The sequence below is a fragment of the Anaerobacillus arseniciselenatis genome (assembly GCF_001865995.1).
Taxonomy (GTDB): domain Bacteria; phylum Bacillota; class Bacilli; order Bacillales; family Anaerobacillaceae; genus Anaerobacillus; species Anaerobacillus arseniciselenatis.
Genome location: NZ_MLQQ01000010.1, coordinates 1 through 24,406, shown reverse-complemented (window position 1 = coordinate 24,406; position 24,406 = coordinate 1). Strand labels below are relative to the sequence as shown.

28 protein-coding genes are annotated in these 24,406 nt (G+C 37.5%); 18 read left to right on the top strand and 10 right to left on the bottom strand.

Annotation, left to right across the window (positions count from 1 at the left end; all coding sequences use genetic code 11):
• The first annotated feature begins 149 nt into the window (after nucleotides 1-149).
• Nucleotides 150-1,025 (top strand): cupredoxin domain-containing protein, encoded by an 876-nt coding sequence (locus BKP35_RS07365; protein WP_071312711.1) that lies wholly within the window; start codon nucleotides 150-152, stop codon nucleotides 1,023-1,025.
• An 86-nt stretch (nucleotides 1,026-1,111) separates the two neighbouring features.
• Here BKP35_RS07365 and BKP35_RS07360 read toward each other — a convergent pair whose 3' ends face one another.
• Nucleotides 1,112-2,014: a TIGR01777 family oxidoreductase gene (locus BKP35_RS07360; RefSeq protein ID WP_071312710.1), complete on the bottom strand. Its 903-nt coding sequence runs from the start codon at nucleotides 2,012-2,014 to the stop codon at nucleotides 1,112-1,114.
• 209 nt (nucleotides 2,015-2,223) lie between these two features.
• On the opposite strand from BKP35_RS07360, the gene recX reads away from it, so the two are divergent.
• The 5 genes from recX to BKP35_RS07340 all read left to right on the top strand — a co-directional run bounded on the left by recX (nucleotide 2,224) and on the right by BKP35_RS07340 (nucleotide 6,408).
• A complete protein-coding gene (gene recX, locus BKP35_RS07355; RefSeq protein WP_071312709.1) occupies nucleotides 2,224-3,039 on the top strand; it encodes a recombination regulator RecX in 816 nt (271 codons plus the stop codon).
• Nucleotides 3,040-3,057: 18 nt separating this feature from the next.
• Nucleotides 3,058-3,213 carry a zf-HC2 domain-containing protein gene (locus tag BKP35_RS20240; protein ID WP_084031505.1) on the top strand — a complete coding sequence of 52 codons (156 nt, stop codon included), beginning with the start codon at nucleotides 3,058-3,060 and terminating at the stop codon, nucleotides 3,211-3,213.
• Between the two features lie 362 nt (nucleotides 3,214-3,575).
• Nucleotides 3,576-3,818 carry a DUF2281 domain-containing protein gene (locus BKP35_RS07350; protein ID WP_211274607.1) on the top strand — a complete coding sequence of 81 codons (243 nt, stop codon included), beginning with the start codon at nucleotides 3,576-3,578 and terminating at the stop codon, nucleotides 3,816-3,818.
• Nucleotides 3,819-4,153: 335 nt separating this feature from the next.
• The gene (locus tag BKP35_RS07345) at nucleotides 4,154-5,836 is read left to right on the top strand and encodes an L-lactate permease (RefSeq protein WP_071312708.1); all 1,683 of its coding nucleotides are present in this window, start codon (nucleotides 4,154-4,156) and stop codon (nucleotides 5,834-5,836) included.
• 236 nt (nucleotides 5,837-6,072) lie between these two features.
• Nucleotides 6,073-6,408 carry a YfhH family protein gene (locus tag BKP35_RS07340; RefSeq protein WP_071312707.1) on the top strand — a complete coding sequence of 112 codons (336 nt, stop codon included), beginning with the start codon at nucleotides 6,073-6,075 and terminating at the stop codon, nucleotides 6,406-6,408.
• 157 nt (nucleotides 6,409-6,565) lie between these two features.
• Here BKP35_RS07340 and BKP35_RS18855 read toward each other — a convergent pair whose 3' ends face one another.
• Nucleotides 6,566-6,721: a YpzG family protein gene (locus BKP35_RS18855; protein WP_084031503.1), complete on the bottom strand. Its 156-nt coding sequence runs from the start codon at nucleotides 6,719-6,721 to the stop codon at nucleotides 6,566-6,568.
• Between the two features lie 51 nt (nucleotides 6,722-6,772).
• Complete coding sequence (gene sspK, locus BKP35_RS07335; protein ID WP_071312706.1) at nucleotides 6,773-6,922, bottom strand: small, acid-soluble spore protein K; 150 nt, start codon at nucleotides 6,920-6,922, stop codon at nucleotides 6,773-6,775.
• A 100-nt stretch (nucleotides 6,923-7,022) separates the two neighbouring features.
• Between sspK and BKP35_RS07330 the strand changes: the two genes are divergently transcribed.
• Entirely contained in the window at nucleotides 7,023-7,271 is a 249-nt protein-coding gene (locus BKP35_RS07330; RefSeq protein WP_211274606.1) for a YfhJ family protein, read from the top strand.
• A 126-nt stretch (nucleotides 7,272-7,397) separates the two neighbouring features.
• Here the strand turns inward: BKP35_RS07330 and BKP35_RS07325 are convergent, their stop codons facing one another.
• Nucleotides 7,398-8,378 (bottom strand): metal-dependent hydrolase, encoded by a 981-nt coding sequence (locus BKP35_RS07325; RefSeq protein WP_071312704.1) that lies wholly within the window; start codon nucleotides 8,376-8,378, stop codon nucleotides 7,398-7,400.
• Between the two features lie 91 nt (nucleotides 8,379-8,469).
• On the opposite strand from BKP35_RS07325, the gene BKP35_RS07320 reads away from it, so the two are divergent.
• The 7 genes from BKP35_RS07320 (at nucleotide 8,470) to BKP35_RS07290 (ending at nucleotide 14,833) form a co-directional block, all read left to right on the top strand.
• Nucleotides 8,470-8,784 carry a hypothetical protein gene (locus BKP35_RS07320; protein ID WP_071312703.1) on the top strand — a complete coding sequence of 105 codons (315 nt, stop codon included), beginning with the start codon at nucleotides 8,470-8,472 and terminating at the stop codon, nucleotides 8,782-8,784.
• A 10-nt stretch (nucleotides 8,785-8,794) separates the two neighbouring features.
• Nucleotides 8,795-9,874, top strand: coding sequence for an A/G-specific adenine glycosylase (gene mutY / locus BKP35_RS07315; RefSeq protein ID WP_071312702.1), 1,080 nt, complete (start codon nucleotides 8,795-8,797; stop codon nucleotides 9,872-9,874).
• Nucleotides 9,875-10,079: 205 nt separating this feature from the next.
• Nucleotides 10,080-10,838 carry an SDR family NAD(P)-dependent oxidoreductase gene (locus tag BKP35_RS07310; RefSeq protein WP_071312701.1) on the top strand — a complete coding sequence of 253 codons (759 nt, stop codon included), beginning with the start codon at nucleotides 10,080-10,082 and terminating at the stop codon, nucleotides 10,836-10,838.
• 188 nt (nucleotides 10,839-11,026) lie between these two features.
• Nucleotides 11,027-12,640: a gamma-glutamyltransferase gene (gene ggt / locus BKP35_RS07305; protein WP_071312700.1), complete on the top strand. Its 1,614-nt coding sequence runs from the start codon at nucleotides 11,027-11,029 to the stop codon at nucleotides 12,638-12,640.
• Between the two features lie 141 nt (nucleotides 12,641-12,781).
• Nucleotides 12,782-13,351 (top strand): chromate transporter, encoded by a 570-nt coding sequence (locus BKP35_RS07300; RefSeq protein WP_071312699.1) that lies wholly within the window; start codon nucleotides 12,782-12,784, stop codon nucleotides 13,349-13,351.
• Entirely contained in the window at nucleotides 13,348-13,887 is a 540-nt protein-coding gene (locus BKP35_RS07295) for a chromate transporter (RefSeq protein WP_071312698.1), read from the top strand. The genes BKP35_RS07300 and BKP35_RS07295 overlap by 4 nt, the downstream gene beginning before the upstream one ends.
• Nucleotides 13,888-13,933: 46 nt before the next feature.
• Nucleotides 13,934-14,833: a GNAT family N-acetyltransferase gene (locus BKP35_RS07290; RefSeq protein WP_071312697.1), complete on the top strand. Its 900-nt coding sequence runs from the start codon at nucleotides 13,934-13,936 to the stop codon at nucleotides 14,831-14,833.
• Between the two features lie 57 nt (nucleotides 14,834-14,890).
• On the opposite strand, the gene BKP35_RS07285 is transcribed toward BKP35_RS07290, so the two are convergent.
• From BKP35_RS07285 to BKP35_RS07260, 6 genes are all read right to left on the bottom strand, one after another.
• On the bottom strand, nucleotides 14,891-16,090 hold the full coding sequence (locus tag BKP35_RS07285; RefSeq protein ID WP_071312696.1) for an iron-containing alcohol dehydrogenase: 1,200 nt from the start codon (nucleotides 16,088-16,090) through the stop codon (nucleotides 14,891-14,893).
• 318 nt (nucleotides 16,091-16,408) lie between these two features.
• The gene (locus tag BKP35_RS07280) at nucleotides 16,409-18,541 is read right to left on the bottom strand and encodes an ATP-dependent Clp protease ATP-binding subunit (RefSeq protein ID WP_071312695.1); all 2,133 of its coding nucleotides are present in this window, start codon (nucleotides 18,539-18,541) and stop codon (nucleotides 16,409-16,411) included.
• Between the two features lie 461 nt (nucleotides 18,542-19,002).
• Nucleotides 19,003-19,968: an NADPH:quinone reductase gene (locus BKP35_RS07275; protein ID WP_071312694.1), complete on the bottom strand. Its 966-nt coding sequence runs from the start codon at nucleotides 19,966-19,968 to the stop codon at nucleotides 19,003-19,005.
• Between the two features lie 32 nt (nucleotides 19,969-20,000).
• A complete protein-coding gene (locus BKP35_RS07270; RefSeq protein WP_071312693.1) occupies nucleotides 20,001-21,167 on the bottom strand; it encodes an LL-diaminopimelate aminotransferase in 1,167 nt (388 codons plus the stop codon).
• A 64-nt stretch (nucleotides 21,168-21,231) separates the two neighbouring features.
• Entirely contained in the window at nucleotides 21,232-21,762 is a 531-nt protein-coding gene (locus BKP35_RS07265; protein ID WP_071312692.1) for a hypothetical protein, read from the bottom strand.
• 317 nt (nucleotides 21,763-22,079) lie between these two features.
• A complete protein-coding gene (locus tag BKP35_RS07260) occupies nucleotides 22,080-22,304 on the bottom strand; it encodes a cytosolic protein (protein WP_071312691.1) in 225 nt (74 codons plus the stop codon).
• 132 nt (nucleotides 22,305-22,436) lie between these two features.
• On the opposite strand from BKP35_RS07260, the gene fabL reads away from it, so the two are divergent.
• The 4 genes from fabL (at nucleotide 22,437) to BKP35_RS07240 (ending at nucleotide 24,294) form a co-directional block, all read left to right on the top strand.
• Nucleotides 22,437-23,186 (top strand): enoyl-[acyl-carrier-protein] reductase FabL, encoded by a 750-nt coding sequence (gene fabL / locus BKP35_RS07255; RefSeq protein ID WP_071312690.1) that lies wholly within the window; start codon nucleotides 22,437-22,439, stop codon nucleotides 23,184-23,186.
• A gap of 79 nt (nucleotides 23,187-23,265) precedes the next feature.
• Nucleotides 23,266-23,451 (top strand): gamma-type small acid-soluble spore protein, encoded by a 186-nt coding sequence (locus tag BKP35_RS07250; protein WP_071312689.1) that lies wholly within the window; start codon nucleotides 23,266-23,268, stop codon nucleotides 23,449-23,451.
• A gap of 205 nt (nucleotides 23,452-23,656) precedes the next feature.
• Nucleotides 23,657-23,956, top strand: coding sequence for a hypothetical protein (locus tag BKP35_RS07245; RefSeq protein ID WP_071312688.1), 300 nt, complete (start codon nucleotides 23,657-23,659; stop codon nucleotides 23,954-23,956).
• 146 nt (nucleotides 23,957-24,102) lie between these two features.
• Nucleotides 24,103-24,294 carry a DUF3939 domain-containing protein gene (locus BKP35_RS07240; protein WP_071312687.1) on the top strand — a complete coding sequence of 64 codons (192 nt, stop codon included), beginning with the start codon at nucleotides 24,103-24,105 and terminating at the stop codon, nucleotides 24,292-24,294.
• The last annotated feature ends 112 nt before the right edge of the window (nucleotides 24,295-24,406 follow it).

The window sequence follows — 24,406 nt, the reverse complement described above, 5'->3', positions numbered from 1 at the left end:
ATTTCATAATCCCTAAATTGAGCCATATCAAACTATATGTAGTTGCGAGCGGTTTAACGCAACTACATATAGTTACTTAATGGCGATAATATTGAATTATGAAATTCATTAGAATATAATTCTTAAAATGAAAGTTGAGGGAAATAGTTATGTTTTTAAACATTATAAGTATTGCTATCATAGTTGCTCTAAGCGGATACGTTACTTATTATACGTACAAACAGCGAAAAAACCTTACATGTATGGCCGGTATGATGATCGCAATGACAAATGCGATGATGTCGAGTGTTGCACTTGGTACCGTTTTAGGGGTTATGTCTGATGTAGAATTAAGTACACCTACAATGATTGCGGTCGTCTTTGGAATGATTGTTGGATATTTCACAGGAAAGCCGATTTCGTTAATGGCAGCTTTAGATGGTTTAGGTGCTGGTGTTATGGGTGGTATGATGGGGGCAATGCTCGGAGTAATGCTCTTTCCTACCAAAGTAAGTATAACGATCGTCTTTATTTTAGCAGTATTTGTTATAGTAAATATTGTTTTACTTAAAGTCATTGACGAAGAAATTTCATCTAGGATAAAAAAAAAGGAGGAAAGGGAAAAACAGCTTAAAAAGCCAGTTTTCGTAAGCTCAACGTTTTTAATTGTCATTGTGGCTTTTATTGCGTTTTCAGTAGTAGGTAGTAACTATGCTCTATCGCAATTTGAAGAGGAAATAGAAGACTTTACTATTTTGCCGACAATATACGAAGGTGACCTTACACAACAAGCACTTATTAATGTAGAGTTGTTTTCTTATGAGCCGAACAATATTGCTATAGAAGCCGGTGAACCAACCGTACTAAACTTTCATGGTAACGATTTATTAGGTTGTTCCCGCTTTATTTATTCAAATGACCTTGATTTTAGAGTGAATATAACCCCAGGTGAAAGTAACTTTTTAGAGCTTGATGGGTTAGAGCCTGGAACCTATAATTATGCTTGTACGATGAACATGTACCGAGGCTCAATTACAGTTTATTAAATCCAAATTATGTAGAAAGTAAAGAAATAAATTAAAAGACAGGTATAGGAACGAGGAATTTCTGCACCTGTCTTTTCGATTAGCAGCTATAATTTTAAACTCTTTAACGCTGCTTTTAATTCTGGGTACGTAAATTGAAAGCCGTGATCTATTGCTTTTATAGGGAGTACTTTTTGTCCTTCCAACACGAGTAGGCTCATCTCGCCTAACAATATTTTTAAAGCAAAGCTCGGTGCTGGTAGCCAGTGTGGCCGACCTAGCACATTCCCTAAAACAGCTCCAAACTCCTTCATTTGCTGTGGGTTAGGTGCGGTAACGTTTAATGCCCCACTAATCTTTTCATTATTTACGGCAAACTCAACCATTGAAACAACATCGTCAATGTGAACCCAGGACAGCCATTGTTTACCTGACCCTACCTTACCACCAGCAAAAAGTTTGTAAGGCATTATCATTTTACTTAACGCGCCACCGTCACTTGCCAAAACGACGCCAAAGCGCAGTAAAACCGTCCGAATCCCAAGCGCTTCAGCTTTGATCGCCTCTTGTTCCCAACTCTCAACAACCGTTGCTAAAAAGTCAGCTCCAGCATCATGATCGTCTTCCGTAAAAGTATCTGAAAGTGATGTTCCATAAAATCCGACAGCTGATGCATTAAGGTATACTTTCGGTTTCTGCGTAAGTTTCTCCATTAACGTTAAACAATTTTTCGTTGCATCTAGACGACTTGTTAATATCCGTTCCTTTTGCTCACTCGTCCAGCGGCTATTAATCGATTCTCCGGCTAAATTAATAACGACATCAATATTCTCAAGCTTTTTTTCTGGTTCGTCACCTTCGTTTAACCAATTTACATAAGTAATCTGTTCACTATTCCTTTTGTTTTCACTTTTTCTTGTTAAAATGTAAATATGATGTTTATCATTTGAGAAATATTCAACGATTTTAGAACCGATTAAACCAGTACCACCAGCGATAACAATGTTCATAAAATACACCTCCAACAAGTATTTGATAATTACAATTATGCCGAACAAAGCTGGAAAAGGCTACTAATTTGCAGTAGAGGGATGTAAACTACTAATTTCTCGAAGCGGCATGAGCAAAATCAATAACATATTGTGCTAAGCTAATTATTTACCGATTGGGATATAAAAAGGCTATTAAGTTAACTTATAGTAGGGGGAAGTGAATAAAGATGCCAGTATTATCTAAAATATCGACGCAAAAGAAAAATAACGACCGTTACAACATATTTCTTGATCACGGACAAGGTGAAGAATATGCCTTCAGTGTTGATGAAGCAGTATTAGTTAAATTCCATTTAAGAAAAGGTTTAGAACTTACGGAGCAACAAATCGAAGAAATTTTATATGAAGAACAAATTAGAAAAGGATACCAGTATGCGATCAACTATTTGTCGTATCGAATGCGATCGACAAAAGAAATGATTGATTACTTAAAGAGTAAAGAGTTAGAGAGTAATAATATTACGATTATTATCGATCGTTTATTGAAGGAAAAATACTTAGACGATGGCGAATTCGCAAAGGCTTTTGTACGCTCACGTATCAACTTAACAATGAAAGGTCCAGGAGTCATTAGACGCGAGTTGATCGAAAAAGGCATGAGCGAAAAAGAAATAAATGAAGCTCTAGATTTATATTCATATGAAGAGCAGTTAGAAAAGGCGGCGCTTCTTTTACAAAAAAAATATCCGAAGCAACTGAAAACGTCAAGAGCAGATCAAGATCGAAAAATGTACACATTGCTACAATCAAAAGGTTTCACAAATGATGTAGTGCAGGAAGTGTTAAGAGAAATGAAAGAAGAGAATGAGGACGACTGTAACGAAGAGTGGCAAGCAATTACATACCAAGGAGAAAAAGCTTTGAAAAAATACCGCAGCTACAATGGCTGGGAGCAAAAGCAAAAGGTCAAACAGTTTTTATACCGGCGTGGCTTTTCATTTGAACTTATTGATAAATTTATAGAAGAACACGTTACAGATTAATTGTAAACTAGCGCATTTATGAAAGAGAATGCGAGGTGGAAAAATAATATGAAATTTGATTGCGAAGTCGTTCAAGACTTATATGTTATATACGAAGAAAATGAGTTATCTCCTAATGTAAGGGCGCGGGTCGATGAACATCTACAAAGCTGCTCAACATGTAGAAAGATATGACTAGCAAATTGAAATCAATTTGTTAGTCTAGCAGATGTTGAGGAAACCTACTAATACGGACCGTTTTTTAATTCTATCGGACAAGAGAGCCGTTATTTGTGAAGAAACCGGTGTTTTATCAAAGTAAGAGGACACCAGGTTCGTTATTTGGTTAATTTCGGTTCATTTTAGCGGTTTTTTATGAAATAGCGAACCTGGTGTCCTTTAAAATAAAAAAATGGTCAAAATTCGTAAAATAAGGTATTCTGTGTCCGGAAACGATTAGATTCAACTAACGAAGCATTTACTTAAACAGCGATGGTTTGAAGTAATTGAAAATGATATAATTAGATAAAATATTCATGAAAGAGGTGATGAACATCATGAATACTGCTAAGGAACGATTACTAAAAATTATTGATGAAATTCCAGAACAAGAAGTCGATAAAATTTTAGACTTTGCTGAATATTTAAAGGTGAAAAGAGAAAAGAGTTTATCAGAAGATTTAACAAAAGCGAGCGAAAGCAGCATTGATTTTTGGGATAATAATATTGGGTTGGACTTGCTACAACAATTGAAAGCAATTATAAATATAGATGAACTAACAATACATTCAAATAGCTAATGGCAAGTATATAAAGCACTTTTATACTTGCCATTTTTTTATTCATGAGCTGCTTTTTTATTTCATTGGTAAATGTATTGGAGATGAGGCGTAAATTCCTTGGCTCAGACTAGTAAAAATATGGAAAATGCGATAATATCTTATTTCTGTATTCACCTTTCCCATATTAGATGGTTACGGTAATTTGTCATGATAGTTTGTTTATTTTCTGTTACTCAGAAGAGAATTTAAACAAGATCTCTTATCCAATGAATAGGTTTTGCTATTGTTATAAATCCTAAGTGAATAAGCAAATTTTATTTTCTACATATTTACTTAGGAAGGGACTATTTTAAATGATTACTACCTTAGTTGCATTAACACCCATTATTGCCGTATTACTTTTTTTAGTCGTGCTTAGGATGCCAGCAATTAAAGCGATGCCAATTAGCCTTTTAGCGACTGCTATATTAGCGATCGTTTATTGGCAAGTCCCTATAATTCAAGTTTTAGCTGCATCACTAGAAGGGATTATTATCGGTGTCTCTATTTTATATATCGTTTTTGGCGCGATCCTTCTTCTCAATACACTAAAACTTAGTGGTGCCATCGATACAATTAGAAATAGTTTTTTAGGAATATCAGCTGACCGTCGTGTTCAACTAATAATTATCGCTTGGTTGTTCGGAGCATTCATAGAAGGAGCAGCAGGCTTTGGAACGCCAGCTGCGATTGGTGCACCACTTATGGTTGCTTTAGGCTTTCCGCCGCTAGCTGCTGTTGTATTAGCTTTAATAGCTGATAGTAGTCCGGTATCGTTTGGAGCTGTTGGGACACCGATCATTGTAGGGGTAAACCAAGGGCTTCAAGAAGGTTCAGAAATAGCCCCTATTGTCCAACCCTACTTAGGGGATATGGCGATGCTCGACTATATGAACATCCTAGGTGCACAAATAATGAGAGTTGATATTTTTGTTGGAACTTTTATACCGTTAATTTTAGTATTAATGTTAACAAAGTTTTTTGGTGAAAATCGTTCATTCCGTGAAGGCTTACAAGTTTGGAAATTTGCGATTTTTGCAGGGCTTGCTTTTACAGTTCCAGCCTTAATAGTGGCAACGTTTTTAGGTCCAGAGTTCCCATCGATTTTTGGTGGCTTAATTGGACTAATCATTGTCGTTCCAGCAGCTAAAAAAGGCTTTTTATTACCTAAAGAACCTTGGGGTTTCCCTGAAAAATCTTCTTGGTTAAAAACTTGGGTTGGGCAAGAGTTTGCAAGTGAAGCTCCTGAAGTAAAAGAAAAGGGGATGAAAAAAGAGCTGCCGTTGTTAGTGGCTTGGATACCATATTTATTAGTTGGCTTTTTTCTCGTATTAACACGTCTCGAATTTTTACCATTAAAACAATGGTTGTTAAGCATTAAAATTACTTGGAACAATATTTTAGGCACAAACATTGGAACATCACTTGAGCCACTGTATTTGCCAGGTTCCGTATTTGTTTTAGTCGTTTTAATTACGTTCTTTGTGCATAAAATGAATGCTTCACAGCTAGCGCAAACATTTTCAATGTCAGGAAAAGCAATCGTCGGTAGTGCGATAGCCTTGTTTACTGCTGTTCCGATGGTGCGAATTTTTATCAATTCAGGATTAAATGATGCTAACTTACAAAGCATGCCCATTGAGTTGGCGAATACGGCATCTGCAATGATGGGTGGCTCTTGGCCACTTGTTGCTCCTTTAATCGGCGCTTTAGGTTCCTTCATTTCAGGTAGTGCCACATTCAGTAATATGATGTTCTCGTTGTTTCAATTCAGTGTTGCCGACCAAATTGCGGTCGATCCAACGATCGTTTTAAGCATGCAAGTACTAGGGTCGAATGCCGGAAATATGATTTGTGTGTTGAATGTCGTTGCGGCAGCCTCTGTCGTTGGCTTGTTAGGAAAAGAGGGAGCGATTATACGAATGACTTTAGGGCCAATGCTCTTTTACTCTTTTGCAGCTGGAACGATCGGTTTAATACTTGCGTATCTTCTATAACGCTTCCACCTTTCTTGTCTAGCTCAGCGCCTAGCTTCTCGAGCGTTTCGGTCCATCAAGATTTTGCCTATACAAAGCCGGCATTTCAAGGAGCAGGCAAAACGTTGCTGGCCCTCCAACGCTTGTCGAAGCTTACCAAGGCGCCTCCGCTTTTCTACAAGGTTGTTTCCAATTGATTTATTTGGGACAGCCTCTTTTTTAATTGTTATAATGGACGGAGATATAATTTAGGAGGAATGGTCATGGAAAAAAGATATAGTGAGTTTTCAGAATATGAACTTCGTCAAGAAATAGCAACTTTAAATGATAAAGCTCGTAAAGCAGAGCAAATGGGAATGATTAACGAATTAGCTGTTTATGAGCGAAAGATCGCAATGGCCAAAGCATATTTATTAAATCCAGAAGATTTTAAAGCGGGAGAAACCTATGAACTTCAAGGTGCAGAAGGTACTTTATTTAAAATATCATACATGAACGGTGTGTTCGCGTGGGGTTATCGAGATGGAAATGAAAAAGAGGAAGAAGCATTTCCGATTTCAATGCTCGTTCGAAAAGTTGGCGAATTGAGTTAGTTGTATTACCGGGCTTTTTGAACATCTTCTTATAAAAAATAAAAAGGCTGCCCCTTAATAAGACCAACCGAAAGTATTGATTTAAACTAAACTCGCCCCTGCAAGAGCTCAGTTTAAAAACAAATATTTCAGTCGATAGGAGCAACCCCACGTACCACTACGATCTTTTACGCGTTTGAATTTGCAGAACGTAGTTATGAAGACTTTGTTGAGTTTCACCATTTACTTGCATAAATGCATGTTTTGGATTTGCACGTGGAGAATTGAACGGATCTTGATAGTTGGCACGGTGGTCCTTACTATTTTTTGCCAAGATTAGCACCTCCTAGATTAATCCAAAGCTTACAAAGATAATCAAATCGTCCTATTTACGATTTTCGTTAGAGTTTCTCATTCGGTCTCGAGGATGATCTCTCATTGTGCCATCGGCTCTCTTAGAAGAATATTCTTCCTTTGCACGCGGCTCGCCATGGAAAGACATTCGATTTGGGAAACCTTTTTCTTTGTTACGCATCAGGTGAAACCCCCTTTATAAGTCGGTACAATCTTAGTATGAGTTTTCGTTAACAGATTATAATAAGCAATTAATGTAATGAATAGGAGATGGTTGCATCATGGAAGAAAAACTAGATCGCCTCGCCAAAACGTTATTAGCAAAAAACTGTGAGTTAACATATGACTTGGCCCGCAATTGGGTCGAAGCGCTTTGGGAAGATTTTGAAACAACAAGAGCGAAAGCTGGTAGATCCTATGAAGGTCAACACATAACAGAAATGATTGTTGCCCAATGGATCCAACATTATGGTGAAAAACTCCACGAGTTTGCATCAACGAACGAAAAATTTAAACACTTATTAAAATAATGTTTGAGTTGCAAAAGCGGTAATTTGGATAAAGAAACGTAAAAAAGCTTCGAAGCATAAACAAAGAACTTCGAAGCTTTACTTACACAACTCAAAACTCAACACTCAAAATTCAAAACTGTAATATCACTCAGTCGCAAATTCAAGTTTTTTCTTAAGCGTTTCTTCACTGTAAATCCATCCAGTGTATGAGCTTAAAATGTTATACTCATCATCAAGCTTAACGATCGCCACAAACGGATAATGTCCTTTACTTCGATAACGTAAGTCGATAAAACGTACTTCGTGATGGTCACCTACTCGAACGACTTCCCAGCGATAAGAAGGAGAAAACGATAAAAATGCAGCTAAATTCTCGTCTTGCATTGCAGCATTAATAATCGGTTTATTTGGAATAGGTTCAAATGGATAGCTTTCAAAATAATTAATTTTCTCACCGAACGCTTGAGCGACATACATCATTTCTGGCGTTCTAATAACGACGTGCCACCTGCGCCATTTAAAAGACGGTGAAATAAAAACGTGAGTGGCATCAGGATGCTCTTCAAGTGCTTTTTTATAAACATTATTTCGTGCGTAAAAACGCCATACATAATAAAATATTAAAATGAAATAAAGCGTTAAGAAAGTAAAACCTTGATGTGCGCCCATTTGCCAGATGATGATTGCTGCAACATGACTAAAGAAAATAAATGGGTCAAAAATATAAATGACACCTAAAGCAATCCATTTCTTTTTAAACGGAGAAAGTGCTTGGGTTCCGTAGGCGTTAAAAATGTCAACAAAGACATGCAAAATAACGGCCAAGAATGTCCATAACCAAAGGTGTAGAAGGTTAATGCCAGGTACAAATAAAGATATGGCAGCAGTGATTAAAATCGGCCATAGAATTACAGCAGGAATGGAATGAGTCACTCCGCGATGATTTCTAATATATTTTGCATTGTCTTTTAACTTTAATACTGTATCAAAGTCGGGTGCTTGTGAACCAATTAAAGCACCTAGCATCACCGTTTGTGCAAGTGTAGGGTCGTTTGCGACAACGGGATCTAGTGTTGCAATTGATCCGACCGCAATTCCCATAACAACGTGTGTTGCAGTATCCACTTGAATAAGCACCTCCCAATTTTTAGTATATGAAACATTATAATTTAGTTTTACCCGAATTTATAAAGTTTAAAAAGGAGTTTTTTCAAATATGAGCTTGCAAATTTTTATCGAGTATAAAGTAAAAGAAGCGAGAGTCGAAAAGTACGAAGAAGTGATGAAAGAAGTATTACAAAAACTCCCTGAATATAGCGCTGAAAAGATTGAATGGTTTGTAGCAACAGATCAGCCATTTCTGTACGTAGAGATGTTCCGAGTACCAAACATTGCTCATTATCAAGCATTAAAAAAGATGAGACAATCAAAAGATCACCCCGTTTTTAGTAAACTCGATGAGTTTATTGAAGGTGGGCTAGAAAAATTAAACTGTTGGGCGTTTCAAACACAACCGTTTCAAAACGATTAGAGGAGAGACTATGCAACTAGAAAATAAAACATCTGTGAAAAATTTTCAAAAAGATTTAATTACTTGGTTTAAAGCAAATCAAAGAGATTTACCTTGGCGCGAAGATCAAGATCCATATAAAGTATGGGTTTCAGAAATTATGTTGCAACAAACAAGAGTGGATACAGTGATCCCGTTTTTTAATAATTTTATGGGCAAGTTCCCAACGATTCAAGCTCTTGCTCGTGCCGATGAAGGAGATGTTCTTAAAGCATGGGAAGGGCTCGGTTATTATTCACGTGCGAGAAATCTTCAGACGGCAGTACGCGAAGTTAAAGAGACGTATAACGGGATCGTCCCCAATACAAAGGCGGAAATTTCAAAATTAAAAGGTGTCGGTCCGTATACATCTGGAGCGATTCTTAGCATTGCCTATGGAATTCCGGAGCCTGCAGTTGACGGCAATGTGATGCGCGTCATATCAAGAATTTTTGCTAAGTACGACGATATAGGAAAAGATAAAACGAGAAAAAACATCGAAAAAATGATCACTTCTCTTATCAGTCATGAAGACCCATCATCATTTAACCAAGGGTTAATGGAGTTAGGGGCGTTAATTTGTACACCTACATCACCGTCATGTACTGTTTGCCCAGTTCAAAGTCATTGTGAAGCTTTTAAGCTTGGCGTACAAAGCGAGCTTCCGGTCAAAGTAAAAAAGACGAAGGTGAAAGCGAAAAAACTCGTTTGTGGATTTGTTAAAAATGAAGCAGGAGAAGTATTAATACATCAACGTCCTAACAAAGGGTTGTTAGCAAGTTTATGGGAATTTCCAAATGTTGAATTGACGGAAGGCACTTCGTTAGAAGCACAACTCGTTGAATTTTTACAAAAGGAGTATCACTTAAATACGAGTGTCGGTGAAGAAATCTTTCATGTCGAGCACGTTTTTTCACATTTGAAATGGAATGTGACGGTATTTGAGGTAGAGCTTTTAAGTGCTGAAAAAGAAAGTAATAACCGGGCAAAGTGGGTCAATCGTTCGGAAATTAAACAATACCCGTTTCCAGTTTCACATCAAAAGATCATGAATTTCTGTCTAGATTTTTGATGGTCAGTTGGTTAGTTGGTTTGTTGGTTAGTGGTTAGGGTTACGACTGTTATGAGAGTTTTACTTGGAAAATAGTTAGCCTGGCCACCGTCCATTGATGATTCTTTATATATAAAAAATAATGGGCGAGCTTCGCGATCTAGAGTCTGAGTAACCTATACTATTTTTAACAGAGAAATTTTTCAGGAAGAGGGGATAATGAAAGATGAATTTAAATTTAACGAATAAAGTCGTTCTAATAACTGGTGGCTCTAAAGGTATTGGCAAGGCAATAGCTAAAGCATTTAAAGAAGAAGGTGCCAAAGTTGCCATTACTGCTAGAACGCAAAAAGAGTTAGCTGAAACAGCGGCGGAATACAACTTAGATGCTTATTATGAAGCAGATTTAAGCAGTAATAAAGAACGAGAACGTGTTTTTCAAAGTTTAATCAATGATTTTGGCAAGGTGGATATTTTAGTTAATAACGTCGGTGGTAGTAATGGAAGTACAACCGAAGAAACTGAATTAGATTTATTTGCTGAAGCAATCGATTTAAACTATTTGTCTTCCGTTCATTTTAGCAAACTGGCAATTCCCGTAATGAAAAATAACGGCTCAGGATCAATTATTAATATTTCTTCTATTTTTGGTAGAGAAGCTGGAGGCAAACCGACGTACAATGCGGCCAAAGCAGCAATGATTTCTTTTACGAAGTCACTCGCTGATGAAGTGATTAAGGATGGCATTCGTGTTAACGGCGTAGCTCCTGGCTCTATTCTTCATCCGACAGGTAATTGGCAAAAGCGCATTAATGAGAACCCAGAAAAAATGAAGGCTTTTGTGGAGCAACAGATCCCAGCCGGACGATTTGGAACTGTAGAAGAAATAGCGAATGTTGCTTTATTTTTGGCTTCAGAAAAAGCTTCATGGGTCGTTGGTGCGACTTTAAATGTTGACGGCGGCCAGTCAAGATCGAACTTTTAGAGTTTTGAGTTATGAGTGAAGAGTGAAGAGTTAATGTGGGCATAGCTTCGGAGCAATGCTAGCCAAACAACTCAACACTCAACACTCAACACTCAAAACTATAAATATTTCGTAAATCGAATGAAAATCGATGAAAAATGTGTTTGTTTGTTTTATAATTGAACATAGAAAAAAGGAGGTCAAAATTAATGTTACAATATGATGCCCTACATAATCCTTATCCGTCAAAGAGAATGACGACATATGCTGAGAATGGTATGGTTGCGACATCTCAACCGTTAGCTGCTCAAGCAGGTTTAGATATTTTGAAAAAAGGTGGAAATGCCATTGATGCAGCGATCGCCACAGCAGCTTGTTTAACAGTTGTTGAGCCGACGTCAAACGGGATCGGCGGCGATGCCTTTGCTCTCGTATGGACAAAAGGTAAATTACATGGTTTGAATGCAAGTGGACCAGCACCACAATCAATCTCCATTGAAAAAGTAAAAGAAAGAGGCTATGAGGAAATTCCAAAATTCGGATGGCTTCCTGTCACTGTTCCAGGTGCACCTGCAGCATGGGTGGAATTATCGGAAAAGTTTGGGAAATTACCATTAACAGAAGTGTTAAAACCAGCGATTGAGTATGCTGAAAACGGCTATCCGTTATCTCCAATTTTAAGCTTTTATTGGGAACAAGCGTACAAAGGTTACAGTAAACAATTAGAAGGTGAAGAATTTAATCATTGGTTTGAAACTTTTGCACCGAACGGAAAAGCTCCAAAAGTAGGAGAGGTTTGGAAGTCAGAAGGTCATGCTAATACGCTAAAACTGATTGCTGAGACAAAAGGAAAAGCATTTTATGAAGGAGAATTAGCTGAAAAAATTGATGCATTCTCGAAAAAATATAATGGTTTTATTACGAAAGAAGATTTAGCCACATTTAAACCTGAGTGGGTTGACCCAATTAACGTTTCTTACCGAGGCTATGATGTTTGGGAAATTCCTCCGAACGGTCAAGGATTAGTAGCATTACTTGCATTAAACATTGCTGAAGGCTTTGAGTTTAGTGACCGTGATAATATTTCAACGTATCACCGACAAATCGAAGCAATGAAGCTAGCTTTTAGTGATGGATTAAAATACATTACGGAACAAGATAAAATGTCAGTTGAAGTTCCAGACCTTTTATCGAAAGAGTATGCAAACGAGCGTAGAAACTCAATATCTGACGAAGCGTTAACACCTACAGCAGGTGAGCCTCCCAAAGGCGGAACAGTTTATTTAGCAACGGCAGATAACGAAGGAAATATGGTTTCATTTATTCAAAGTAACTATATGGGATTTGGCTCTGGCTTAGTCGTTCCAGGGACAGGGATTTCATTACAAAACCGGGGTCATAACTTCTCATTAGATGAAAGTCACGACAATCGTCTTGAACCAGGAAAAAGAACGTTCCATACGATCATACCTGGATTTTTAACTAAAGGTGATCAACCTGTAGGACCATTCGGCGTAATGGGTGGCTTTATGCAACCGCAAGGACATATGCAAGTCGTCATGAATGCGATTGATTTTAACTTAAACCCACAAGCAGCGTTAGATGCTCCACGTTGGCAATGGATGAAAGACAAAACTGTCATGCTTGAAAATACAGTTCCAAACTTTATTGCTCAAGGCTTAGCGCGCATGGGTCATCAAATTCAAGTAGCTCATAATCCAGGTGGATTCGGAAGAGGCCAAATTATTTGGCGCGACCCAAAAACCGGCGTTTTAGCAGGTGGAACAGAATCAAGAACAGACGGCTCCATCGCCGCTTGGTAGGCAGAAAAGCGGAGGTGCCTTGCTCACGAGCGACAGGCACTGGAAGTCCTTTGAAAGAAGCCGTTTTTTGGCTTCCTAAAAGGACTGAAGTGTCCCGAGCTCGTAGGCACCGAAGCTAGACAAAGAAAAAGGAGAACTGAAATGAAGCAATATAATATATTTATGGCTTTCTTTCGTGTTGGAATGCTGGGCTATGGTGGTGGCCCAGCTTCAATTCCGTTAGTTCACAAAGAAGTTGTTGAAAAGTATAAATGGCTTAATGATGATGATTTTAGCGATATTTTAGCAATTGGAAATGCATTGCCGGGTCCAATTGCGACAAAAATGGCCGGTTATATCGGCTATAGAGTTGGTGGTTATTTAGGAATGGCGAATGCCATTGTGGCAAGTATCGTGCCGACGATTTTATTAATGATTATTATTTTAGGGTCACTAGCATCATTCAGGGAGCAAGCATGGGTTCAAGGAATGGCAAGTGCGGTTGTTCCTGTTGTTGGTGTGATGATGGCAATGTTAACATGGAAGTTTTTTGAAACTTCGAGGAAAGGGCTAGGTTGGCTAAAAAGTATCGTATTAATATTAGTAAGTATTGTGATTATCGGTATTTTAGACATTCATCCTGGATTTGTAATTGTAGCAATTTTACTTTTTGCTTTAACTAGGTCAGATAAAACCTCGAAAACGAAGAAAGAAGGGGAACAAAGTTCATGATTTATTGGGAGATATTTATTGCATTTTTTATCCCAGGGATAATTGGCTACGGTGGAGGCCCAGCGTCGATACCGTTAATTGAATATGAAGTCGTTCACCGTTTTGGTTGGCTTACAGTAGAAGAGTTTGGTGAAGTTTTGGCATTAGGAAATGCAATGCCAGGACCAATCGCCACGAAAATGGCTGGCTTTATTGGCTATGAACAAGGTGGTATCTTAGGTGCTTCAGTCGGTGTATTTGCAACGGTTGCACCTTCATTAATTTTAATGATTGCATTATTAAGCTTATTAATGAAATTCAAAGATTCTCCTAAAGTAAAAGCAATGACAAGCTTAGTAAAACCAACAATTGCCGTTCTTTTAGGTCTTTTAACATTCCGTTTTTTCGATAGCTCTTTTACGCAATTAGGTTTAATTCAAACTAGTATTTTAATAGTTGTTAGTTACGTACTTCTTGAAAAATTAAAAGTGCACCCAGCATATGTTATTGGTGGAGCACTTCTATATGGTGGAATATTTCTAGGTGGGGTAATTTAAAAGAGGGGCAATTAAGTAACGTCCGACGAATTAGGGAGGAATACAAATGAATAAACAGATCAGAATGTTAACGAGCGAAGATTTTCCCTATTTGGAAGCGATGGATACTGGCATTGAAGATGACTATGTAGTACGGATTTTTCATAGTCTTACAACGGAGAATCATCGCTTATATGGATTATTTATAGATGGCCAAATGGCAAGTATGGGTGGCTATACAATTTTTGCAGAACGCTATGCGATGTTAGGGCGGTTAAGAAGTGATCGTCGATTTAGAGGGAACAATTTAGCAACACAATTGATTTCCTACATTATGAACCAAGCGTTCCAGGTGGATGGCATTCAGTGGGTAGGTGCCAATACCCAGGAGTATAATATACCAGCACGGAGAGTCGTTGAAAAGTTACGGTTAAAACCTTATGTTATGTTACATGGTGCCGTCACCAAAGATACATCAGCACTTGAAACTGGTGCAAAGCCGTGGAAGCACATTGATAGTATCGAACGAAAGAAGCAGTGGTTAAAAGAAGTATATTTGAAATCATCGTCTGTTTTTCCTTATGAATGCTACTACTCATTCCCTGCTTCTAAAGAGCTGTTTTGTAATGAAGATATTGAGAAATGGTCTTTTTATGAAAATGAAGAAAAAACACGCGTACTTATTACTAAATACGATCAGAAAAAAGATCATTATTTACACGTTGTTTATCCCTGGAGTGACATGTTGTCGCAAAAAGGTTTGTGGGAAACGATTGCTAAAGATTACCGGAAACTAAAAGAGCAAGTTGAAGGTGATACGTACATTTGGATCGATTTAACGAAAGAAGAAGCGCAATCTTTACCAGAGAACCATCAATTTGAACTACCTTCTCCATGGATTTTATATGGAGTTGAAAAAGAGAATTACAACTTAGTAGATGAAATAAAGTTAAGCAGTTCTTTTTAAATTCGGAATTAAAGAAGGGACTCTCGGTAAGTGTCAGACACTTATTGAGAGTCTTTTTTACTTTTTAATTACTTCGTAAAGGTGTTGTAAATCTTTTTTTAACAAAATTTTTGGAACAGGATAAAGTGGATTGGCTTCTTTTAAAGCACGCTCTACCATTAATGGAATATCTCTGTCTACAATGCCATTAATTTTAGTAGGAATGTTCATATCTTTATTAAGCTTTTTAATCGCTTTAATAAGTTTTTTCGCCTTGTGTTCATCTGTGTCCGCTTTATTACTCACTCCGATTAAATCGGCTAACTCCGCTAACGGTTTTTGCGCTGACTTTCCGTAATATTCTAGTACATAAGGCAGAATAATAGCATTAGCTAAACCATGAGGAATAGAATAAAAACCTCCAAGAGTATGTGCAATCGCATGAACATAGCCAACATAGGCACGAGTGAACGCAATACCTGCTAAATATGAGGCCTTTTGCATATTTTTACGTGCGTCTATATTGGACCCCTCTGAATAAGCCTCATAGAGGTTTTCAAAAATTAATGTTACGGCTTCTTTACTACATCGTTTTGTTTCCACTGTGTTACTTTTGCCGATGTATGCTTCAATTGCATGTGTTAAAGCGTCCATCCCAGTTGTAGCTGTAATATGTGGTGGAAGTTTAACTGTAAGTAGCGGATCAAGTACAGCAAAATGTGGAATGAGCACCGGATCATTGATAGCATACTTTTCATGCGTCTTGTTGTTTGAAATAACAGCAGCAAGAGTAGTTTCGCTTCCTGTACCAGCTGTTGTCGGTATTGCAAAAAAAGGAGGGATTTCTTTTCTAATCTTTAACTGTCCCTTCATCTGAGAAATGCTCTTTTCAGGTCTTGCCACACGTGCCCCAACCGCTTTTGCGCAATCGATTGGAGAACCACCCCCAAAAGCAATAATTGCTTTGCAGTTGTTTGCTTTGTAAAAGGTTAAAGCGTCCTCAATGGTATCGATCGTTGGGTTTGGGACAGTTTTATCATACACAACATAGGTTACTCCTACATTTGCTAATCCTTCCAGTAATCGATTTAATAACCCAAGTGAGGTAATCCCCTTATCTGTTACGATCAAAACACTATCAATTGCTTTGCTTTTGATGAAAGGAGGTAATTTAATTAAGCTATTTTCTCCTTCTAATAATTGCGGTTTTCGCCACGGTAAAAAACGAGCAGCTACTCTAAAAGTGAGTTGATACAATCTACAATACAACCTGTACATAGCATACCTCTCTTTTTAATCGATTATTTAAAATTAGTTTCGTTAAAACAATTGTAATAGATTTTCTTGGTGAAAAGACCAGAAGATTTGAAATGAATTAAAAATAGGAATGCGGAGCGGTGATCGTATGATTTTTTTATTGAGTTAATGCGGTTTTATTTGCGATTATTGGATTTAACTTGCGATTACGCATGTTTTACTTGCGATAAATAGAATTTACTTGCACCGACTTACCAACAAACCAACCATCAAAAAAGAGCTGTCCACAAGCTCATCTAAAACGAACTTTGCGGACAGCTATTATTCCTTTCAATATAATTAACTCCCCTGAACTTTTAGGTCCCCTTCCTCAACATACACACTCACACTTTCAACGGCCACTTCATCGATGATCAAATCTGTAATTTGGTCTTCGATTTTTTCTTGGATAACGCGGCGTAAAGGACGTGCACCAAATGCAGGGCTATTTCCAAGCTCGGCAAGCTTTTTCTTAGCGTCATCATTAATTTCAAACTTAATCCCTTGCTCACGAAGAGTGTTCATTAAATCAACGAGCATAATGTCGACGATCATCGTCAACTCTTCTTTTTCAAGGTGGTTAAATTCAATAATAGCGTCAAAGCGATTTAAAAACTCTGGTCTAAAGTAGTCAGCCAATGTTTCTAGTACACTTGAATAATCTGCATTTTCTGTTGCACCAAATCCGAGTGCGCTCTTCTTTTTATGCTGAACGCCAGCGTTAGACGTCATAATAATTACTGTTTCTTTAAAGCTTACAACTCTTCCTTGGCTATCAGTTAAGCGACCATCTTCCATGATCTGTAAAAACATATTCATGACGTCAGGGTGAGCTTTTTCGACTTCATCTAACAAGACGATTGAATATGGGTTGCGACGAACTTGTTCTGTTAATTGTCCGGCTTCTTCGTGCCCGACATAACCTGGAGGTGAGCCTATTAATTTGGAGACAGAATGCTTTTCCATGTACTCACTCATGTCTAACCGAATCATCGCTTCTTTACTACCGAACAGCTCTTCAGCTAGCGTTTTTGTTAGCTCAGTTTTACCAGTTCCAGTCGGTCCGACAAATAAGAATGAAGCTGTAGGGCGCTGTTTTGATTTTAAGCCAGCCCGACCACGACGCACAGCTTTCGCTACTTTTTCAACGGCATTCTCTTGACCGATAACCTTTTTAGCTAACCTTGATTGTAAATCTTTTAATTTTGATTGTTCACTTTCGTTAAGTTTACTTACAGGAATGCCAGTTTGTTTTTCGATAATTTTTTCGATATGCAAGACAGTAACAGCCTTCGTCTCAACCGGAGCATCCTTCAATTTTTGTTGAAGCTCGATTTCTTCATCCCGAAGTTTTGCTGCTTTTTCATATTGTTCATTTTTCGTTGCTTCGTGTTTCTCCTCGACAATTTCACCAAGGCGAACTTGAATCTGCTCTTTATCAGAATGGCTTTGGACTAAATTTAATTTTGAACCTGCTTCATCCATGAGGTCAATCGCTTTGTCAGGTAAAAAACGATCTTGAATGTAGCGGTGTGATAAATTGACACACGCTTTTAAAACGTCATCTGAATATTTTACCTCATGGTAGCTTTCATAAATTGGGCGAATACCTTTTAAAATTTCGAAAGCCTCATCGGCTGAAGGTTCTTTGACAGTAATCGGTTGGAACCGTCGCTCAAGAGCTAAATCCTTTTCGATCAGGCGATACTCTTTGAGTGTTGTTGCTCCAACAATTTGTAAGTCGCCACGAGCTAGCGCTGGTTTTAAAATATTTCCGGCATCCATTGACCCTTCAGAAGAACTTCCAGCACCAATGACCACATGCAGTTCATCAATAAACAGGATTACATTTTCACGTTCTTGTAATTCTTCAATGAGTTGTTTCATTTTTTCTTCAAATTGTCCGCGGTAGCTAGTTCCGGCAACAAGAGAATTCATCTCTAACGTGTACACTTCTTTATTTCTTAATTTTGCAGGAACTTTCCCTTCGGTAATCTTTAAAGCAAATCCTTCAACAATCGCTGTTTTACCAACCCCAGCTTCACCAATTAAAACAGGGTTATTTTTTGTCCGGCGGTTGAGCACTTCGATGAGACGTTCCACTTCTTTGTCACGTCCGATCACAGCATCAATTCGTCCTTGTCTAGCTTCTTCTGTTAAATTACGTCCGTGTTGATCTAAGAAGCCACCACCTCTACCAGGGTTTTTAGTTTGGACCTGATTTGCTTGTTGCTCACTAAAACCGCTTTGGTGAAAATTAGAATTTGAAAACATTTGCTTGAAAATATCATCAAAGGAACCGAATTGCTGATTAAATGGTTGCTTCATTTTGCGATAGCATTCCGAACAAATCTTAATATGTTTTTCTTGCTGGTTAATATTCATGACCATTTGAACGTTAGCTTGGTTTTTTTGGCATTTTTCACAAATCATAATAAATTCCTCCTTTAATATTTTACTGACTTTGACTATATTTGACTAATTGACTTTTAAAAAAGATGAGTGAACTCATCGTAATTCTTTTTTATGCCTTTCGTGGCTTTAGCTACTGAAAATAATAATTATTAAATGTACTATTTGACTAACTTTGACCATTAGTTTAATAAAAAACAATAGAAATTATTCTATTGACTTTGACTTTCTTTGACTAATTAATTCAAAAGAAAGATGGGCGATATACGACCATCAACTTTTGTTACTTTATATTATAATCATCTAGTGAAATTCGTCAACTGTCTAGCTCAAAAATTTTCGCAACAATAAGACAATATAAGCAAAAGGTCCACGGTGGATGGATAAATGAGAAGTGCCACTCATTAAACGCCCATTATTGAGGCTTAGCTGAGTGGCACTCTTTTCTATAGCCCACAATTGATGAGCAACTGACTTAATTATTAATCAAATGTTATAACGATACTTCCATTGAACTCATGGGCTTCTAGTGCTTCATGAGCTTTTGCAGCTTGTTCGCAAGTAAATGTTTTGCCAACGAGAGCAGTTAGTTTCTTTTCTGCAAACAGTCGACTAATTTCTTTCCCTGCTTCGATTTGCTTTTGCAAAGGGACAGTAAATAAAAGTACGCCAACTAAAGACGCATTTTTCATGTTTAATAAACGCCAAGGAAGTTCTGGTGTGTTATTTTTAGGAGATCCGACGGTGATAATTCGGCCTCCATTAGCAATCATCTGGAAGTCTTGTTCGATGTTTTCACTTAATGAAACATCCATAATAACATCTACGCCAGTTCCATTCGTAAGAGCATTAACTTTTTCAACGACGTTTTCCTGTTGATAAAGTATGACTTCATCAGCACCAGCTTGTTTAGCTAATGTAGCCTTTTCTTCATTTCCAGCAGTGGCAATCGTGTAAGCACCAACCGATTTCGCTAACTGAATGGCCGCATGTCCTACGGCCCCAGCACCTCCAAAAATAAGGACCTTTTCACCTTTTTCAAGCTTTGCACGATAAAACAAGGCGAGGTGAGCAGTCATAAACGCCATGGATAAAGCAGCCCCTTCAGCCGTCGATACATGGGGCGCAAGAGGAAAAACGTCTTCTTCGCCAACAGCAACAAATTGAGCAGCTGTTCCTTTAATATTCGTTCCCCAGACGCGGTCGCCAACTTTCCACTTAGTAACATTACTTCCTACCTCGACAACAATTCCTCCTAAATCAAAGTGGGGAATATGCGGAAACTTCTCGACAGGACGGACTCCAGAACGGAAATATGTATCTACCGGATTAATTCCGCTAGCTTCTACTTTTATTAAAATCTCGTTCGCTCCAATGGACGGTTTTTGTAATTCTACAGTTTGTAATACTTCTGGTTTACCGTGTTCATAATAAACAACAGCTTTCATTTTTAATCATCTCCTAAGGTTTTCATTTACTATCAGATAGGTTCAATACTGTTTAACTCCGATAACCTTTTAGCTGCCTCGATCAACCTTTCTTCATTCTGTACAAGTGCCATACGTACGTAGCCTTCACCTTCTCGACCGAATGCATCTCCTGGCGTAACAACGACGCCATTTTTTATCGCGGTTAACGTAAAGTCCATTGAAGTATAAGCCTGTGGTATTTTTGCCCATACAAACATCCCCCCCTCAGGCTTTTGGACTTTCCACCCACCTTTAGTTAACTCGTCAATAAAAACGTCTCGCCGTTGCTGGTACGTTTTCCTTTGTGTAGCTAAAAATACATCACCTTCATTTAATGCTTTCGTCGCTGCCATTTGAATCGGTAAAAATACACCATAATCAAAATGAGATTTTAATAGAGCTAATGGTGCTAATAGCTCTTTTCGACCGACGATGTAACCGATTCGACTTCCGGCAATGTTAAAACTTTTTGATAATGAGTTAAATTCAATCGCAACATCATGTGCCCCGGGGATCGAAAAAATACTTAGTGGTTTTTTTTCATCAAAAAGTAGTTCGCAATAAGCGAAATCGTGAATAATTAAAATCTCATGTTTTTTAGCAAACGCCACTAGCTTTTTGAAAAATTCTTCATTGGCTACAGCCGGTATTGGATTTCCAGGATATCCAACAATAAGCAGTTTAGCTTTGCGACACACTTCCTCGGGAATGCTCTCTAAAGAAGGAAGAAAATCATTTTCCTCTTGTAATGGTAAATGATATAACTTGCCTCCTGCAACGTGAACGCTTGCTGAATAAATTGGGTAACCAGGGTCAGGGACAATGACAACATCGCCAGAGTTTAAGCAGGCTAAAGATATATGTGCTAGCCCATCTTGGGAACCCATCAATTGTAAGATTTCGTTGTTCTCGATAGTAACGTTAAATTTGCGTTCATAATAGTTACTCACAGCACTATTAAATTCTGAAGTACTATTAATAGCGTACCCGTATAACTGTTCATTTAATGAATGCTTTGCAAGTTCGTTCATTACAAAAGGCGGAGGTGTCAAATCAGGACTACCGATACTTAGATCAATCATATCTACTCCATTGTTCATTTGCTCTTGCTTATATGTACGTAATTGATTAAAGATGCCAGTCTCTAATGATACTAATCTTTTTGAGTAATTAATCATATTCACCGTTCCTTTGTGAATTTTTAAAATTATTACTCAATTATTATAATAAAGAAGTCTGTCGTCAAGTGTTCTTAGCGATTCCGTTTAAAAGATGTAAAGACTCGATTAACAGCGAAATGATTTCCGTAAAATCTGATATATGGTCTTCGTTAATTTTTCGGTCAAAATTCAAAGTGATTTTCGTGAAAAAATTATTGGAACTACTTTCTGCATCCCAGATAAAACTAATTTCTTGCTGAATTACCGGGCGAGAATTCCACTTTTTGTCTAATTGCTCTTGAATATCTTTAGGTATGTTTTGAATGTCATTTATTGGCCCTTGCAATTGGAGCGTTAGCTTACAGCCATTATCTTTAAATTCATTTTCTAAAATTTCTCCATAGAGGTCTTCTGACTGTGCCTCTAACATGAGTGTCGCTTGAAATGTATCGACAGCGTGATCTTTAAAGCTTACGGAATAAAGACGAGACATTGTAGCTAAATTCACTAAATCTTGACGATCAGTTATCAGAATGTCACCGTCTAAATCATGCTCATAAATTTCTCCTTCCACTACTACTTTTAAGTTTTCATAAATCGTTGGATCGAACATGTTCTCACAAATCTCCTTTAGGATGATAGTTCATTTTTATGAAATAAAACTTTGTTTACCGGCAAAATTCATCTGTACATATTAAAAAAGTATTAATTTTAAATTATACACAAAAATTCAAGGAACTAAAATGAATTTTCATACAAAACTCTCATGACGATAAACGTCACCGTCTAGAATGAAAATTGGAGGTGAATTTTCTTTCACTTCACTGTAAACTTCTATCGAATTTTAGAGGCTCGTGAAAGAAAATCCACCTCCAAGTACCTATTTTCATACAAAAACTCCTGCCATAAAATGGTCAGGAGCCTTGTCGATCAATCATAATGTTCTCTTGTTCCGTGCTCATAACTTGCTTCGTCGTTTGCCATTCCACCTCTAGAGATAATTTCTTTAACAATCTCTCGGTGAATGGTAACTCCTTCAGAATTTAAATACGGTGTCATTTGTTGTAAATTTTGGTGAAAAAAAGCTAGTTCTTTATTGGTCCAGTCTTTTTTTGACATCATTGTTAATTCAGTCATATCACGACCAACGTACATGAAAGTACCTCCTCGGTATAACACTATTCATAAACACAGATGAGTTTTTTCTCATCATTTATAGTCTTTGTAGTATCAATGCCAACTATTCGATATAATGTGTAGCATACATATTTTTTAGGGGGATTTTTAATGGAACGTAAAGTAGCACTTGTCACCGGAAGTAGTCGAGGTATTGGAAAGGAAATCGCACTTCGTTTAGCCAAAAACGGTTATGACCTTGTCATTAACTATGCAAGAAGTAAAAAGGCTGCCGAGGAAACTGCAAAAGAATTAGAAGCGCTTGGGAGCAACGTTTTAGTTGTTAAAGCAAATGTTGGTAAAAAAGAAAAAATCGAAGAAATGTTTGCGCAAATTGATGAACGCTTCGGTAGATTGGATATTTTTGTTAATAATGCAGCTTCAGGAGTTCTTCGACCGTTAATGGAGTTAGAAGAAACGCACTGGGACTGGACAATGGATATAAATAGTAAGGCATTACTCTTCTGTGCGCAAGAAGCGGCTCGAAGAATGGAGAAAACTGGGGGCGGAAAAATCGTATCATTAAGCTCTTTAGGGTCGATACGCTACTTAGAAAACTACACTGTCGTTGGTGTTTCGAAAGCGGCTTTAGAAGCATTGACGAGGTACTTAGCGGTAGAGCTTGCCCCGAAAAATATTGTCGTTAATGCCGTTTCTGGTGGAGCGGTTGATACAGATGCTTTGTCACACTTTCCTAATCGTGAAGAGATATTAGAAACCGCTGCGAAACGAACACCGGCAGGCAAAATTGTCACTCCGAGTGATTTAGCAAATTCGGTAATGTTCCTCTTGTCAGAAGAGGCCTCAATGATTCGTGGACAAACGGTTATTGTTGACGGTGGGATTTCGCTTTTAGTGTAAAAAGATTTTTTGGAAGCTAAATTTTTTTAGAATAAAAATCATCTCCCGGGAGATATTAAGTTTTGTGGAGGTGATACTCATGAAACAGAACCAACAATCTAAAACTAACGCGCAAAAAGTAAGACAGCAAAACCAGGCTTCTGCTCAAAATCAAAGCCAAGAATTTGCTAGTGAAACTGATGCACAACAAGTAAGACAACAAAACCAACAGTCTGCTCAAAAGAAGCAGCAAGCTTCTGGAAACGGACAACAAAACCAACAATAATTTCTAAAAAAGCACTCCTTTTTATGCGAAGGAGTGCTTTTTCATATTTAATAAATTAATTAACTCCATAATTCTACAAAAGTTCTTATCTGTCTACATAACTAGTCAAAGGGAGTAACTACATAAAAGCGAATACTATAAAAAACATTTGATTATTAGTGGCTCGTTTGTGTCACAGCTTTCTTAAGATAAGGGGGAAATATTAATGAACCTAAACGACTTTGATAAGCTCGTCCAAATTCAAGTTGAAATTGCCGATCAAATTTTAAGTATAGAAAATGAAATTCAATATTATGAGCAGTTAGAAAAGGAAATGGTGATAAAACGCGAAAGAGAACTTCATAAAAGTATATTAGGCTATAAAGGTGATAAAACAGAAACGGAGTTTGCGATTCATTATATTCAAGTAAAGCTACAGCAAAAGAAAGAATTGTTTTCGCATTTAACGAAAGCTTTTCGTCACCGCTCTGAGGAGTATTTACAACCTTCTTGTAGTTCTTTTTAGAATTTTTTCAAAGCCACCCTGAAAAAGGGTGGTTGTTTCATTTCAAAATACAAATGAAAGCTGTATAATAAAATAGATAGAAAAAAAACGCTTGATAGGAAAAAAGTTGTTCGAATATTTCTTTAGCTTTAAGGAGGGTGGCTAATTTGTTTTTTAAAAAAAGAAAACAAAACGAGAAAGGAGAAGCAGCGAACAAAAAGATCGAAGTAACAATTGAACAAGTGAGACAAGCCGTTAATGAGTATGCGGACGGACTTCCAAAAGGCATTTCACTTCGCTCAATTGTTTTAGATGACCACTCGATTAATTTTGATCTATTAAAGGAGCATTCCTGTTAGAAGGATTTTCGGGGACTTGAAAAAAAAAGAGCCCTCCTGGTATGATACGGGGTGTCAAATCGTGCACCGAGATGACCCCTAACTTAGTTAACCAAGGAGGACTTCATAATGA